Annotated in this window: 12 protein-coding genes; 10 read left to right on the plus strand and 2 right to left on the minus strand. The window is 49.4% G+C overall.

From position 1 onward, the window contains the following. Positions 1–53 precede the first annotated feature (53 nt). From essC to hrpB, 9 genes are all read left to right on the plus strand, one after another. The gene (gene essC / locus EC604_RS27090) at positions 54–4,058 is read left to right on the plus strand and encodes a type VII secretion protein EssC (protein WP_123067112.1); all 4,005 of its coding nucleotides are present in this window, start codon (positions 54–56) and stop codon (positions 4,056–4,058) included. 16 nt (positions 4,059–4,074) lie between these two features. Continuing rightward, positions 4,075–4,905, plus strand: coding sequence for a hypothetical protein (locus EC604_RS27095; protein ID WP_123067113.1), 831 nt, complete (start codon positions 4,075–4,077; stop codon positions 4,903–4,905). A gap of 6 nt (positions 4,906–4,911) precedes the next feature. Next, positions 4,912–5,460 carry a WXG100 family type VII secretion target gene (locus EC604_RS27100; RefSeq protein ID WP_123067114.1) on the plus strand — a complete coding sequence of 183 codons (549 nt, stop codon included), beginning with the start codon at positions 4,912–4,914 and terminating at the stop codon, positions 5,458–5,460. A gap of 182 nt (positions 5,461–5,642) precedes the next feature. Further along, positions 5,643–5,918, plus strand: a complete 276-nt coding sequence (locus EC604_RS27105; protein WP_123067115.1) for a WXG100 family type VII secretion target — start codon at positions 5,643–5,645, stop codon at positions 5,916–5,918. A gap of 156 nt (positions 5,919–6,074) precedes the next feature. Further along, positions 6,075–8,129, plus strand: a complete 2,055-nt coding sequence (locus EC604_RS27110) for a hypothetical protein (RefSeq protein ID WP_123067116.1) — start codon at positions 6,075–6,077, stop codon at positions 8,127–8,129. Positions 8,130–8,163: 34 nt separating this feature from the next. After that, positions 8,164–8,916: a vWA domain-containing protein gene (locus EC604_RS27115; RefSeq protein ID WP_123067117.1), complete on the plus strand. Its 753-nt coding sequence runs from the start codon at positions 8,164–8,166 to the stop codon at positions 8,914–8,916. Positions 8,917–8,926: 10 nt separating this feature from the next. Then, entirely contained in the window at positions 8,927–9,769 is an 843-nt protein-coding gene (locus EC604_RS27120; RefSeq protein WP_123067118.1) for a protein phosphatase 2C domain-containing protein, read from the plus strand. A 210-nt stretch (positions 9,770–9,979) separates the two neighbouring features. After that, on the plus strand, positions 9,980–10,786 hold the full coding sequence (locus tag EC604_RS27125; protein WP_123067119.1) for an SDR family oxidoreductase: 807 nt from the start codon (positions 9,980–9,982) through the stop codon (positions 10,784–10,786). Positions 10,787–11,143: 357 nt separating this feature from the next. Continuing rightward, on the plus strand, positions 11,144–13,672 hold the full coding sequence (gene hrpB, locus EC604_RS27130; protein WP_123067120.1) for an ATP-dependent helicase HrpB: 2,529 nt from the start codon (positions 11,144–11,146) through the stop codon (positions 13,670–13,672). A 43-nt stretch (positions 13,673–13,715) separates the two neighbouring features. On the opposite strand, the gene EC604_RS30045 is transcribed toward hrpB, so the two are convergent. After that, complete coding sequence (locus tag EC604_RS30045) at positions 13,716–13,880, minus strand: hypothetical protein (protein ID WP_161557065.1); 165 nt, start codon at positions 13,878–13,880, stop codon at positions 13,716–13,718. Between the two features lie 163 nt (positions 13,881–14,043). On the opposite strand from EC604_RS30045, the gene EC604_RS27135 reads away from it, so the two are divergent. After that, positions 14,044–14,652, plus strand: coding sequence for a general stress protein (locus EC604_RS27135; RefSeq protein ID WP_123067121.1), 609 nt, complete (start codon positions 14,044–14,046; stop codon positions 14,650–14,652). A 204-nt stretch (positions 14,653–14,856) separates the two neighbouring features. Here EC604_RS27135 and EC604_RS27140 read toward each other — a convergent pair whose 3' ends face one another. Continuing rightward, on the minus strand, positions 14,857–15,057 hold the full coding sequence (locus EC604_RS27140; RefSeq protein ID WP_123067122.1) for a hypothetical protein: 201 nt from the start codon (positions 15,055–15,057) through the stop codon (positions 14,857–14,859). Positions 15,058–15,122 lie beyond the last annotated feature (65 nt).

Below are 15,122 nucleotides of genomic sequence, written 5' to 3' on the forward strand. Positions count from 1 at the left end.
GCTCTGCGGCGTATCATTCATTAATTGAACGACTAAAAGGAGGTCTTTTCTTCGTGAATGTGTTATATCAGCGTTCTCCGAGAATGACACCGGTTTTGAAGGAAGAGAGCCTTGAAATTCTCAGGCCGCCTGCGGAGCCGAACAAACCTACATTTTCCATGATTTCAATCGTGGTTCCCGTGATGATGACGATGGTCAGCATCGGTTTCTATGTCTACATTAATATGACTGGCAAAATGAATAACAGCAATTATATGATGTTTCAAATGATGACAGTTATGATGATGCTTACATCGTACACCATCCCGTTCTTTGTATATCTCAGCAATAAAAAATCATATCGCAAAAAGATTGAGGAACGTAAAGTGATGTATCTTGCACAGCTGGATAAACATCGTGAAGAACTGAAGGAAGCACAGGCGGAGCAAGTGAAGAGCCTGCATGAAATACACGGTGACCCATCCACCTGTCTGCAAATTGTAAAAAATCGAAACAGCTCGCTCTGGGAACGTTCCCCAGAGGATGACGATTTTTTACAGGTACGTATCGGTACAGGTGAAATTCCGTTTCGTATCAAACTTCAGGTACCGCGCATCGATGGATATGAGAAGGATGAGTTAATTGAGGCCGCTCATGGACTCGCTGCGGAATTCCAGACCGTGCCTGATGCCACGATAACGCTGCCTCTTTTTGAGTCCAAGGTGATGGGGCTTGTGGGTGAAAGGGAAGAAGTCATGGCTTCGCTGCGGGTTATCGTCTCACAGCTTACGGTAAGGCACTCACCAGATGAATTGAAACTGGCTGCTTTTTATGAAGAAAAGGATACCAGAGAGTGGGAATGGCTCCGCTGGTTGCCCCATATCTGGGATGAGGATCAGGGACAGCGATATATGGCCGACAGGCACAGCAGTGCGCATCAATTGGCGGACAGCTTGTTTTCCGTTTTGAACCGCCGCCGAAATAATAAGGAGGACCGTTACAAAAAAGCCGTGCAAACTCCTTGTTATGTTGTCGTTCTGTCGGATACGCAACTGATTGAAGAAGAACCTTTACTTCCATTGTTGCTGGAGGCTGCGCAAGAGATCGATGTATGCACGATTGTGCTGGCGAACCGCAAACAATCCCTTCCTATGCACTGTCAGTTAATTATGGAGGCTTCCAAAGGCAAAGGAGTTTATATCAAAAAGACGGAAGATGCGGATGTCATCTCGCAAACATATAAACCGGATGTGATCTCCAAGGAGACGGCAGAGGCGTTATCCCGTTATATGTCACCGATTCGTCTGAAGCGTTCCTCCGCTTCGGAGATACCGCAAGTGTTGCCACTATTCGATATGCTCAGCACTTCACGGGTGGAGGATCTGGATGTTGTCTCCCGCTGGGGACAAACCAGATATCCAGATACATTACCTGTACCTATGGGGGTAAGAGCTGGTGGTAAAAGAATTTCTATCAATCTGCACGATAAAATTGAACGGCAAGGGCATGGTCCCCATGGTTTGATTGCAGGTACAACCGGTTCGGGTAAGAGTGAGGTTATTCAGTCTATTGTTGCTTCACTGGCTGCCGAGTTCCATCCGCATGATCTGGCTTTCATGTTGATCGACTATAAGGGTGGAGGCATGTCTAACACCTTTGTCGATCTACCACATGTTGTAGGTACGATTACGAATCTGGATGGCAATCTCATTGAACGTGCCAATGTTTCTCTTCGCGCTGAACTGGTGAGAAGACAGAAGATTTTAAATGATGCGGGCAACCTGCAACATATTGATGAGTACTACAAAATTTTGCGTTCCAGACATGAACAACCACTGCCGCATCTTGTGATTATCATTGATGAGTTTGCTCAACTAAAACGTGACCAGCCGGAATTTATGGATGAGTTGATCAGTATTGCGGCGATCGGTCGGACACTTGGTGTTCACTTAATTCTCGCAACCCAAAAACCTGCGGGAGTTGTGGATGATAAAATTTGGAGTAACTCTCGTTTCCGTATCTGTCTTCGTGTTCAGAGCGAAGGAGATAGTCGAGATATGATAAAAATCCCCAATGCTGCGTGGATTACGAAGCCTGGCCGAGGTTATTTTCAGGTCGGCAGTGACGAAGTTTTTGAAGAAATGCAATTTGCCTGGAGCGGCGCACCTTATAATCAGCAGGAGGATTCAACAACGGTACTGCCTGTAATGGAAGTTCGCCTCAACGGCAAACGTGAACCACTGCTGACCGGAGAGCGAAGAGCTGTTCTCAAGGGAGAGGATGTGCCGAAACAGCTGCAAGTGTTTATTGATTATGTGGCAAAAGCTGCTATAGAAGCCGGCATAGAGCGTTTGCCTGGACCTTGGTTGCCTCCGTTGCCAGAAATACTAGAACTGGATAGTCTTCATGACTGGAAGCAAAAGGAGAAAAGAGAGCCTCTGCTTGCTGATGGGGCTAATGGTCTCAAACCTTTGGTTGGTATGCTGGATGATCTTCCGAATCAGCGTCAGCTGCCGCTGGCCTTGCCTATGGATCAGGGTCATCTTGTCGTATACGGCATGCCTGGTCTCGGCAAAACGACTTTTGTTCAGACGTTATTGATGTCTCTTGCATGTACGGAACGTACAGAGCCGTGGAACGGATACATTATTGATATGGGCCGAATGATGAAAGACTTTGCGGGACTTCCGCAGATCGGTGGAGTGATGATGGCCGAAGAGGAAGACCGTATCAAGCGCTTGTTCCGTTATATTCTGAAAATCTCGGCGCAGCGCAAAGATATGATCTCGGAAGCAGGGGTTAAAACGATTTCGGCATATCGTCGTACTGCTCATGCTACAGTTCCACAGATTGTTGTCATTATTGACGGATATATGTCTTTCCGTAATGCTTACCCAGATGAAAATGAATCGCTGGAGACCATTTTGCGAGAAGGAGGAAGTTTAGGTATTACCTTTGTGCTGACCGCCAATCGGGTCACTGATATTTTTGAGAAATTCAGAAGTAACATACAAAATGCTGTTTCATTTGAGCTATCTGATCCAAGTGATTACTATTATGCTGTGGGGCGGCCTTCCAAGGCGCCAAGCCAGCTTCCTCCTGGCCGAGGTCTCGTGAAGGGGCAAGTCCCTCCGCTGATGTTCCAGGCTGCGCTGCCATCTTCAGGAGCGGACGAGGGTGAACGATCTGCCGCTTTGCGCAGGGCAATTACGGAGATTCGTCAAGGCTGGACGGGTGAGGAAACGCCACAAATTGCGCCATTACCGGATGAAATCAAGCTTAAAGATCTGCTGGTTCGTACAGGTTCCTTCGGAAAAGTAGGGGAAACTTCAACGGTGAATGTACCTGTGGGTCTGCTCACGGATGATTTGGAGCCGTTTGAACTTAACTTGCGTGAAGGGCCTCACTTTATGGTGACCAGTCCGATGGAAGGCGGTAAAACGACTTTCTTGCAAACGTGGATGTTATCACTTGCCTACCATGCTTCACCTGAGGATGTGCAAATATACACAGTAGATATGAGGTATGGGTCAGGTGGATTAGGTGAAATCAGCAGTTTGCCTCATGTCCGTGGACACGTATCGAGGGAAGAATTGCTTGCGCCTGTCATTCAGGAGTTGTACGATGAAGTTCTAAAACGTGGTGAGATTACCGGAGGACCCGAAATCGTGCTTGTCGTGGATGACGCGGACACCTTATCCAAACAGCTCACCGATTTTAATATCAAAGATCAACTCGGCGTTATTGTTCGTCAGGGTAGAGACAGAGGCATTCATGTTATTCTCTCAGGCGTCCCGGCGGACTTTCCAACGTTCGGTTCAGATTGGGTAAGTGATGTAAAAGCATCCCAAAGTGGATTGCTGTTCGGGACTTTGGACCCTAATGATCTCTCGTTCTTCCGTATACCTTATTCGGAATCCGGGGGTACCGCAGGTGGGCTGAAGGTACTGCCACCAGGTCAAGGTTATTATATAAAACGCAAATATTCCAGGGTTAAAGGTGCAGTTCCATGCGATAACAACTGGAAAATGAATAATTGGATTTCAGAAATTCGTGACCGATGGCATGTTGTAGTTTGAGGGGAGGTGGCTCATAATGTTGACGGTTCATGATTCTAAGCAAAAGGTGGTCACGTTGCAGATTAAGGAACTATTTTTCCTAGCTGGTATTCTCGGTTCAGATCGATTGCTCGGCGTGGAAGATCCTTTCCGAGGTTATATGGCAGAAGATATTGCCAAGGAATGGGAGCGTGTCAAAACCTCTTTGCTGGACAAAGGCTACTTGATTCAGGATCAAGATAGCAATGAGCTGATCATGACACCAACCGTTTTTTCCAGAGTAGCCATTGCCGGATTATCCGACAGAGCATGCTGGCTCCGCTATACGATTGACGGGAAGTCGCAGGAAAGTTATATACACTGCACGGATGAACGGGTCGTTGAAGTAGCCCGCGCTACGGATGTCCCCGATTCGTTCCGTCTAAGCGACCTGGGAAATGTTCGTGAAGCCATTGATGTTCTGATTGAACGGATGAAGTGGAGCGGCCATTCTCCAGTGGATAAACCGGCACTGATGTGTTCCAAGAAAAAGTTTTATGATGTCATGAACGGGTTGAAGGGTTATGAGGTACAAACCGTGGCTGATGAGCTCTCACAGGAAACGAATGATCCTGAAGGTTCCCTGGCATTAGCACGTTGTCTGGTAGGCAAGCAATCTGACGGAGAGCTCAGATTACTTGTATGGGGACAGGAGGGCTGGCAGTCACAATCGGCGGCATTTACCGCGAGTGCAGCCTCCAACTGGTTATTCCGAATGAGCACGGCGGCTTCGGATGACTGGCTCGTTGCAGCGCTCACAACAAAAGAACAGTTTCACGAAATGCTGCTGGACTGGCTTAAACAGCCTGCAGGGGAAGAGGAAAGGTGATGGTAAATGCGCATTCGTGTGGAACCGGATGTGCTTCGGGCACTGAGCAGGCAGATTCAGTATGCAGCGGAGCAAATACAGCAAAAAATGACAGTGTTGGATCAGGCGATACATTCGCTGGATTGGGATATCGAGTCCCGTGCAGCGGTGATGAGCGAATGGAATCGTAGTAAACGGCTGGGTGAGGAAGCCCTTCGTCGTTTGATGGACTTAAGTGTACAGCTTGGACGCAAGGCAGTGTTATTCCAACAAGCAGACATGGAGTATCGTTCCGTGCTGAGTCATGTCAATGTGGCCTATGGCAATGCGGTCAATATGCTGAATGTTCTTCAGAGTAGCCGCAGTGGCGATATCTTGCCTGCGCATGCTGCTGATGTAGCTGTTGTATCTGATCCGCTTTCCGCTATGGCGGCTGTGTATCGGATACAGGATAGTGCTCCACCTGATGGTTCTCCGGCCACGCTTGTTCAGGCTACACAGCCTGAGCCTGTTGCATGGAGATTCAGAGACCCCTCTTTTCGAGAAAGAAGAGGAACTGAACCTGTAGTTTCATAGCGGTCTAACAAATGTAGTACAACTGCACGTGAAATAATTTGTAAATAGTCTGTTAGTTGAAGTTTCATAGGCTAAAAATGGGGTAAATAGGATTAGGTCCTTCGGCTTTTGTCCGAATGATCCTTGTATAGTACAATTTGAACAAACAAATTTAATTGCACACATCAAGGAGGAATTTAACAATGGCAGGACGTATTTTAGTTACCCCAGAACAACTGGATCAGGTTTCGAACCAATTCAAACAAAGTGGAGAACAAAGTCAACAAATCGTATCAACATTGACTCAATCCATCACAAGCATGGAAGGGCAATGGGAAGGTATGACGAAGCAACGTTTCTTCCAAGAGTTCCAGGAAGCTAGCAAACAAATGCAATCCTTCGTTCAAACGTTGAATAGCATTAGTGCTGAACTTTCAGCAATCGCGACTAAATTCCGCACAGCAGACCAATCTCGTTAATCTGCTTTTACATAGGTCAAGACGATTTGGTAATTCGCATCGTCCTGACCATATGCGGGCAGCAAGTTAAAGATTGCACAATTACGGCAAAAACCGGGTGGATTACACCCGGTTTTTGCCGCAACTATGACACAAAAAACAGAGAGAGGGATGAGCATGTCTTTTCAACCGAATCCCGGCGATGAAGTGGTGATTAATGATATTGCCTATACGATTGGTCAGCATCCGGCTGCGCCGGGGCTTGCTTATGCCCAAGCGGGAAGGCAAGGTATAGTTTATCAATTGATTCCCCGCACGGGTACCATTCATGGGGCCAAAGCACTAAAAGTGTTTTTTCCAAAATTCCGTATTCCGGCGATGGTCTATCAGTCCGAGCATATGGAGCCATATAGTGAACTGCCAGGCTTGCGGGTATGCAAGCGTGAAGTGCTCACTCCGGAAAGAAACGGAGCGCTTATTGGAGAACATCCCGATCTGTTATATGCAGTACTGATGCCATGGGTACAGGGTCTGACCTGGTTCGATGTGATCAGTGATCAAAAGCAACTGACAGCGGAGGAAAGTCTGCAGCTGGCTAGAGCACTTGCAGGCACAGGTTCTGCAATGGAGCAACGTGGACTTGCACATTGTGATATGTCGGCTCCCAATGTAATGATTCCGTTTTTTTCCGAAGTGCAGAACTCGGCCCTGACTTCTGCAGTTGAATTGGTTGATGTGGAGCAGATGTACGGCTCCAAGATGGATCGACCAGATGCATTGCTTGCTGGTTCGCCTGGTTATGCGGCCCACCGAACGGTACACAGCGGCTTGTGGAGTTCTTATGCAGATCGATTTGCCGGAGCTGTGATTATCGCCGAGATGTTATGTTGGTCTGACCCCGCCATCGTAGAGAAAGCTTGGGGAGAGAGTTATTTTGATCAACACGAGATGCAGACCACGAGCGAGCGTTATTTCGCGATGCGTGGTTCCCTTGAGAATCGCTGGGGTTCCAAATTATCAGATCTCTTTATCCGCGCATGGGAAAGTCATGATCTGAGCAGTTGTCCAACGTTTGGAGAATGGTACATTGCCCTTGCGTCTGTCGACACCCAGCAGGCTGAGGCCGTTCTGGCTGCTCTGGAAGCGCCGCAAGAGGATGTAACAGGATCTTCAGAAACGGACGTGGTTGCTTCGCCAAAAGATGCTGAAACATCAACGAGTGTGAAGCAAGATGGTGGAGCTGATAACACATCGAATTCAAAACAATCTCCGGACCAAGAGGCTGTTGTAAACCGGCTGTTTTTGCAAGCAAGAGCGCTGGAGGATGAAGACAAACCTGCGGCGGCGCTTGAGGTTTATCGTTCACTGTATCACTTTATTCCGGATAACAGTGCGATGCAGTTGGAAGTAGAGGCTGCGATCAAGGAACTGGATGCCAAAATCAACTCGAAAGCGGAGAGCACGGAGCCCGTAGCGATTCCATTTTACAGATCCAGAAAATTCATGATCTCCTCTGCAGTGCTCATTGTACTGCTTGCTGGGGGCGTACCCACAGTTAAAATTCTTGCCGATCAGGCCGAGGTTAAACAGCAGGAAGCTGCTCGTCTAGCCGAAGCAAAAGCGGCAGAAGCCGCCGAAGCCGCCAAGCTCAAACAGGCAGAAGCAGAAAAGCAAAAAGCTGTAGAAGCGGCAAAGCAGGAAGCTGATGCGAAGAAAAAGCTTGCTGAGGCTAAGCAAAAGGAAAAGGAAAAGAAGAAACAAGAGGAAGAACGCAAAGCCTTACAGGCTAAATACGAAAAACAAGCTAAATATGAAGCTTATCTGGCGAAGCAGGAGCAACAGAAAAAGGAAGCTGCACGTAAAGCACTGCAAGCAAAATATGACCAGCAAGCGAAGTATGAAGCTTATATCGCGTGGAAAAAAGAAAATGACGCCAGAATTGCAAAAGAGAAGGCTGCTGCTGAAGCCAAGCGTAAGCAAGAGTTGGCGCAGAAAGAAGCTCTTAAGAAAAGACGGGCTCAAAACGTCGTGACACTGATTGCAAGCTATAACAAAGCATACAATGCACAAATAGGAAGAAAAACGGAGAGCGCTCTCTCGTATGCTCGCGATTTCAAAAACCTATATAATACGGACGCTTCGTATTTTAAGGGTGTAGGAAAAGTGGCCGCACGGATGAGTGCAATCAACAAACTTTTGAGTAATTCCAAGTACTCACTGCCAGATTTATAAATTTATATTGAATAATAGAGGTGACACACTCTAGATGAACTACACAATTCAAGCATCACAGCGTACACCTGCCCTTATTATTTATTTAATTGATATTAGCGCCTCCATGAATATGGTTCTGGACAATCGTCGCCGGATTGACATCGTTTATGATGCTTTATCTTTGGCGATTCGCCAAATGGTATTTCGTTCAACCAAAGGAAATCGGCTGACGCCACGTTACCGAATTGCTATTTTGGCCTACAGTGATGATGTATATGACGTATTAAACGGAATTAAAGGAATCGATGAGATTGCGGCGGTAGGTTCGTTGCCTGATTTGACACCTAGACGTTTCTCAGACTCCGCAAAAGCATTTTTGCAAGCAGAGAAAATTTTGCAAGCAGAAATACCCAACATGCAGGACTGTCCGGCTCCACTCGTATGTCATATGACCGATGGAGTTGCGACTGGAGAAGACCCGGAGCCTATTGCCAAGCGCATTATGGGTATGAGTGTGCCGGATGGTAATGTTTTGGTTGAGAATATATTTATAAGTGATCGCCTGCTCGAAGCTCCGATTGCAGAGCCTAGACGCTGGAAAGGAATCTCTCCAGAGACGAACCTGCAGGACGAACATGGGGAGAAGTTGCGTAATATGTCATCCGTGCTGCCTGAAAGCTATCGCGAAATGTTGGTGGAGGCAGATTATTTGCTGGCACCAGGCGCACTCATGATGTTGCCTGGTACTTGTGCAGAACTGGTATCCATCGGATTCCAGATGTCTGCTGCAACACCTGTAAGATAGGAGGGGAATCATGCGAGTAATGCGTATGGCAACATTGTCTGCCAGTGATCGAGGAGGTCATGTGAAGCAACAACATGACAATTTTCGCTATGTAAGCATTCAGACTGGAGAACAGCCGTTAACTCGCTACCAGGGCAAGCTGAAATGCAGATACGGATATGGACGTGCAGCAGAAACCGTGAACCAGGGTGACGCAGGGCAAGACTTTGTTGCGATTCGCATGCAAGGTAATGTCTGTCATTTTGTATTGTGTGATGGAGTTGGCATGAGTTATCTGGGTGATTTTGCTGCGCGTTTTCTCGGTAGTGCACTGCTGGAATGGCTGGAAACGACGTCATCATTAACCACTGAAGGGGTCGAACAGTTTCTCCAACGTCTAACGGGTTCTGCATCCGAACAGCTTGAACAATTACAGCCTTTGGATACCTCGCCGCTTCTGTTGCGGGAGGTGTTGATGGAAAAACGAAGCCAAGGAAGTCAGGCCATGTATGTATGCGGACGCATTGAACTCACGTCTGGAAGACGGAAGAGCCGAGTTTGGCTGGCATGGCAAGGAGATTCCAGAATCCGGCTCTGGCGTAATGGACAGGAGCAGTCGGAACCATTCCAGAAGCACTGCAAGACGAGTGAACGTTGGTCTACACGAGAAGGCTCCATAGGGGGAAGACCCCATGTTTTCGAAATGAAAGGTTCAGGAAGTGAATCATTTCGCCTTCAACTGTATACAGACGGACTGAATGATCTCGATGCCATTGGTACATATATCCCAGATGAGCATATTCAAGTGTTGCTGGATGCCGCCCATACGGGTGGACTTGAGGATGATGCCGCTTTTATCGAACTGGAGTGGTGAACGCGACCTGTAACGAGGATCGTTTTTTGAGATGAGCCGGGGAGTTGCTGGTACAGATCGTCAGTGCATGTAGTTGCCTGAAAAATGAAAAAGTTTACGGGTGTTGATTTAAAAGCTGCTCGTTTTGGGTAATCTTGTGAAGAATTGATTGAATTAAAAATCGGATTGAATCTTCTTACATAATTTCCAAAACGAAGGAGTGGGTGGGCGATGACACAACACAGTAACAGATTACCTTTTCAAGGTAAGGTGGCTATCATTACAGGAGCTGGCTCGGGAATCGGCAAGGCCACGGCACTCAAGCTGGCGAATGAAGGGGCGCATGTGGCGTTGTTCGATTTGGTGAATGATCGCATTTCGAAGACAGAAGCCGAGATTAATGCGAACCATGAAGGGGCTGCACGAGCATTCGATGTGGATATTTCCGATCCGGCGCGGGTTGAAAAAGCTGTACTGGAAACGGTGGAATTGTTTGGAGGGCTGGATATCGTTTTTGCCAATGCGGGCATTAACGGGGTATCGGCTCCAATCGAGGAAATTCAGGTGCAGGACTGGAAGCAGATTATTACGACGAACCTGGACGGCACATTTTTCACCGTTAAATATGCACTCCCACATCTGAAAAAACGCGGCGGCGGCAGCATTATTATTACGAGCTCGATCAATGGGAATCAGCGTTTCTCCAGCTTCGGCATGTCGGCGTATAGTACGTCAAAAGCAGGACAGGTGGCTTTTGCCAAAATGGCGGCTTTGGAGCTGGCGAAGTTCAAGATCAGAGTCAACGTGATCTGTCCAGGCGCGATTGCTACCAATATTGATCAAAGTACAATCAAGACAGATGACCTTCAGGATATTATCATCCCGATGGAATTCCCGGAAGGACAGCAGCCGCTCGCGGATGGACCCGGACAGCCCGAGCACGTTGCGGATCTGGTTAGCTTCCTCGCTTCCGGGGCATCCAAACATATTACTGGAGCAGAGATTGTGATCGATGGTGCGGAGTCTCTGCTAAGTTGATCTGGTAAGAGATAGGGGCTTAATCAAATTAGACCGTAACGGGTTATACCCAAATGATTAGGGCGTGTCTGAAAACGCGGAGAAAGCAGATTTTGCTGATTTTCGTTCCAAGCAAGGAAAAGTGACGTAGCAGGGGGCGAAAAGGGGGAAAAGATGCACTTCAGTAGGTTTCAAGACACGCCCTAGCTCGTAGCTGAGTACTTAGGTGACTGGATGAGTTTAAGTGATATCGTCAAAAGTCATGGATGTCGGATAGTCGTTCCTTCGGGACGGCTTTTTTTGTTATAATGCTAACATTCGAATACTGAACTTATAGAATGATATTGAAACGGTAAGATATGCATTAGGAGCGATGATATGTACACTGATTTACCAATACAAGCGATTATTCCGGAGGTACAGCAGTTGTTCCGTGACCAGGACACAGGTGTTTTGATTGCTGAACCGGGAGCCGGGAAGACAACGGTTGTGCCACTAGCGATGCTTGAGCAGCCTTGGCTGGATGGCAAAAAAATCATTATGCTGGAGCCGCGGAGACTCGCTGCTCGTTCAGCCGCATCGAGAATGGCAGCAACGCTGGGTGAAAAAGCAGGAGAAACGGTCGGATACCGCGTACGAATGGATACCCGGGTAAGCCCGGCTACTCGAATCGAAGTGGTCACTGAGGGCGTATTAACGCGTATGCTGCAGCAGGATCAGGAACTCGAAGATACGGCGATGATCATTTTTGACGAGTTTCATGAACGACACCTGCACGCGGATTTGGGGCTGGCTTTGGCGCTGGAATCGCGGGCCATGTTGCGGCCTGATCTGAAGCTGCTGGTCATGTCGGCAACGCTTGACCCGGAACCGGTTTGTCGTATGCTAGGCGAAAATACACAGGTTGTGCATTGTAAAGGACGCACGTTTCCAGTGGAAACGAAATATGTCGCGAAGCCTGCCGCTGTTGAACTGGAGAGCTGGACGGCTCGTACCATTATTCGGGCATTGAGTGAAGAACAGGGGGATGTTTTGGTTTTTCTTCCCGGGGCAAGAGAGATTCATCGTACGGAAAGGGAACTGTTGCAAGCATCTCTTCCTCCGCAGGTTCTTGTGCATACCCTGTATGGCAGTATGTCAGCCGAGAAGCAGGATGAAGCCATCCGGCCTGCGGCGGGTGGCTGGCGCAAGGTTGTGCTGTCAACTTCCATTGCGGAGTCGAGTCTGACTCTTCCGGGAGTAAAAGTGGTCGTGGATGCCGGACTCAGCCGGGCGTCGGCTTTCTCGCCAAGGACGGGCATGAGCCGGCTTGTCACACAGCCGGTCTCCAAGGCGTCCGCTGATCAGAGGCGCGGACGTGCGGGGCGTATTGCCCCGGGGGTGTGTTACCGGCTATGGAGCGAGGAGGCTCATGGCGCGCTGCCTGAAGCAGCACGCCCGGAGATCACCTCCGCGGATCTTGCGCCGCTGGCGCTGGAGCTTGCCGCGTGGGGTGTCCAGTCCCCAGCTGAGCTGAGCTGGCTGGACATCCCGCCTGATGCGGCTTACGCTCAGGCACAGGCGCTGCTGCGCCAGCTGGGCGGCCTGGACAACGCAGGCCGCCTCACGCCCTTTGGGCGGCGGATGAACACACTTGGCGTTCATCCGCGGCTGGCCAGCATGTTGCTCCGCGCGGCGGAGCTTGGGCTGGCCAGCTACGCCAGCACGCTGGCGGCGCTGCTGCAGGAGCCGGCAGGCCTCCGCAGCAGCAGCGCAAGTGCTGGCGGCGCGGGCACGGATTTGCGCCCGCGCGTAGAAGCGCTGCTGGCCGCAGGCAGCAGCGGGAGGGCGCCGACGGCAGCGGCTGGCGCAGACGGCGCTGCCGTGCGGCGCATGTTGCAGGAGAGCCGCCAGCTATGCTCGGCGCTCGGCAACGCGGCGGCCGATCCGGTGCGGCCGGATGAGGACAGCTGCGGGCTGCTGCTGTCCTTTGCGTATCCGGACCGGATCGGGCAGCGCCGCGAGGATGGCCGCTATCTGCTGAGCAGCGGCCGCGGGGTGCGGCTCGCGGGGGCAGAGTCGCTGAGCCGTTCCGCCTATCTGGTCGCAGCCGAGGCCGACGACCAGGGGGCAGATGCGCGTATCCTGCTGGCTGCGCCGGTGCAGGAGCAGGCGATGCTGCGTGCAGCACAGCATCTGTTGCACGAGGAGGTGCTGGTGGCTTGGGATCGCACGACCAGAAGTGTGCGGGCACATAAGCGGCAGCGCATCGGAGCAATAATCATCAAAGAAAGCACGATTGCACAGCCACCGGAAGATCAGGTGCTGGAAGCACTATTGTCGGGGATACGACTGGAAGGATTGGACATCCTGCCCTGGAGTAAAACATCGCGCCAACTTGCGGAGCGCATGCGTTTTCTGCATCTGCACATGCCAGACTGGCCTGATCTGATTGAAGATCATGTAACGGATGAGCTGGAGGAACAGCTTGCACCGTATCTGGCAGGAATGCGCTCGGCCGCTGATCTGAAGAAATTGTCCATGCATGATGTACTTTTGGGCGGACTTAGCTGGACGCAGCGGCAGCAGCTGGATGAAGAGGCTCCAACTCATATCCAGGTTCCAAGTGGTTCTCGTATTCCCGTGGATTACAGTAATCCGGAGGATCCAATCCTGGCTGTTCGATTACAAGAGATGTTTGGACAGCAAGAGACCCCTCACATCGGGGGTGGTCGCGTGCCGGTCACGTTGCATCTGTTATCTCCAGCGCAACGTCCTGTGCAGGTCACAAGAGATTTGGCCAATTTCTGGCGTGAGACCTATTTCGAGGTTAAGAAAGATTTAAAAGGGCGATATCCGAAACATTACTGGCCTGACAATCCGCTTGAAGCGATCGCAACCAACCGGGCGAAACCGCGAACAACCTGATAAGCGGGTTGTTGATAATCAATACTAGTCAAACTGAAAATGTCTATCCTAAGTCTGATGACAGAATAACCCTGCTGAACGCTGTATTCTCGCCTTGTCTTGTATGCCCTCTCTCGTCGGCGGAGATCCGATAATCAAGACGGAGCATATGCATCAGACGCAAAATTTCATTCTGAGAAGGATCATTCCGCAGCATCGCTGTTTCCAATTTTTTCTCTGGATGATCTCGTCATTTTCTTTGCCCACGGGCATTCGTTCTTTTGTCCTAAATTAGTATTTATGCATATAATCATTGGCCCAGAAACGTTTGAAAGAAAGAATGACGGGTAATAACATAGCGAACCACTCAAATTTATGAGGAGGTATTCACTATGAAGAAGAAAATCGTAGGTGTGTTTAATACAGAGCGTGAGGCATCTGAGGCGATTGAAAGTTTGAAAGCCGAAGGATTTACATCGGATGAAATATCTGTCGTGACGCAGGACAGAGATGAGCTGAAGGCTATTCGGGAAGAGACAGGTACAAAAGCACCGGAGGGTGTAGCAGCAGGTGCGGCTACAGGTGGTGTACTTGGAGGCGTAGCAGGTTTGCTTGCTGGCATTGGGGCATTGGCTATTCCCGGGATTGGCCCGATTCTGGCTGCAGGACCTATTGCCGCAGCATTTACAGGTGCGGCTGTAGGTGCAGGAGCCGGCGGATTGGTTGGTGGACTTGTAGGACTGGGAATTCCAGAAGAGGATGCGAGACAATATGAGGAGTATGTGCAGCATGGTAAAATTCTGTTGCTCGTTGACTCATCGGATCGGGACGGCGCGGTATACGATGTGTTTAACCTTAACCGTCAGACTCATTCCAACATCGATCCTGTGCATGGTGAAGATGTGAATACTGCTGATGCCCGTCCGGATCTCGATATGGAAGAACGTCGGCTGGAAGCGCAGACCAAAGCCGCTCGTTTCGGCAACAACACCTTTTTGTAAAAAAAACGATAAATTAACACCCTAGAACACATGCTAGCTCATTTGAATCGAGTCTTTGAAATAGGAATGATGCCTATGAACGATAACAAGGACTGCAGCCGGTCTCCGCTGAGGAGACCGGTTTTTGTACTCATACGGGGGTTGGCTGTTTCAGGTTTGCATTGGGTTTGTAATGATAAGATCCGAATATTGTTTTTCACATGGTCAGACAGGGAATAACAATACATACAGAAGCACCGCCAGCGCGAGGCCAATCACAAGCAACAGGAGACTGAGAAAAGTGATAAGTCCGGTAGTAGCTTGGAAGGTCTGCTCATTAATCTGTGTGCGTTTACGGTGGTAAGCAATCGCCAGATGTTGTTGAACCGTTTTGGATTCAGGTATACTGGATGATTTGTCTGACATTCGTTTTACATACCTCCAATGGATGGTCATCGTTTTTTATTTTGATTTTGCAAGGATAAACAAGA

Origin of the sequence: Paenibacillus amylolyticus (genome assembly GCF_003719335.1) — a bacterium.
Lineage (GTDB): Bacteria > Bacillota > Bacilli > Paenibacillales > Paenibacillaceae > Paenibacillus > Paenibacillus amylolyticus_D.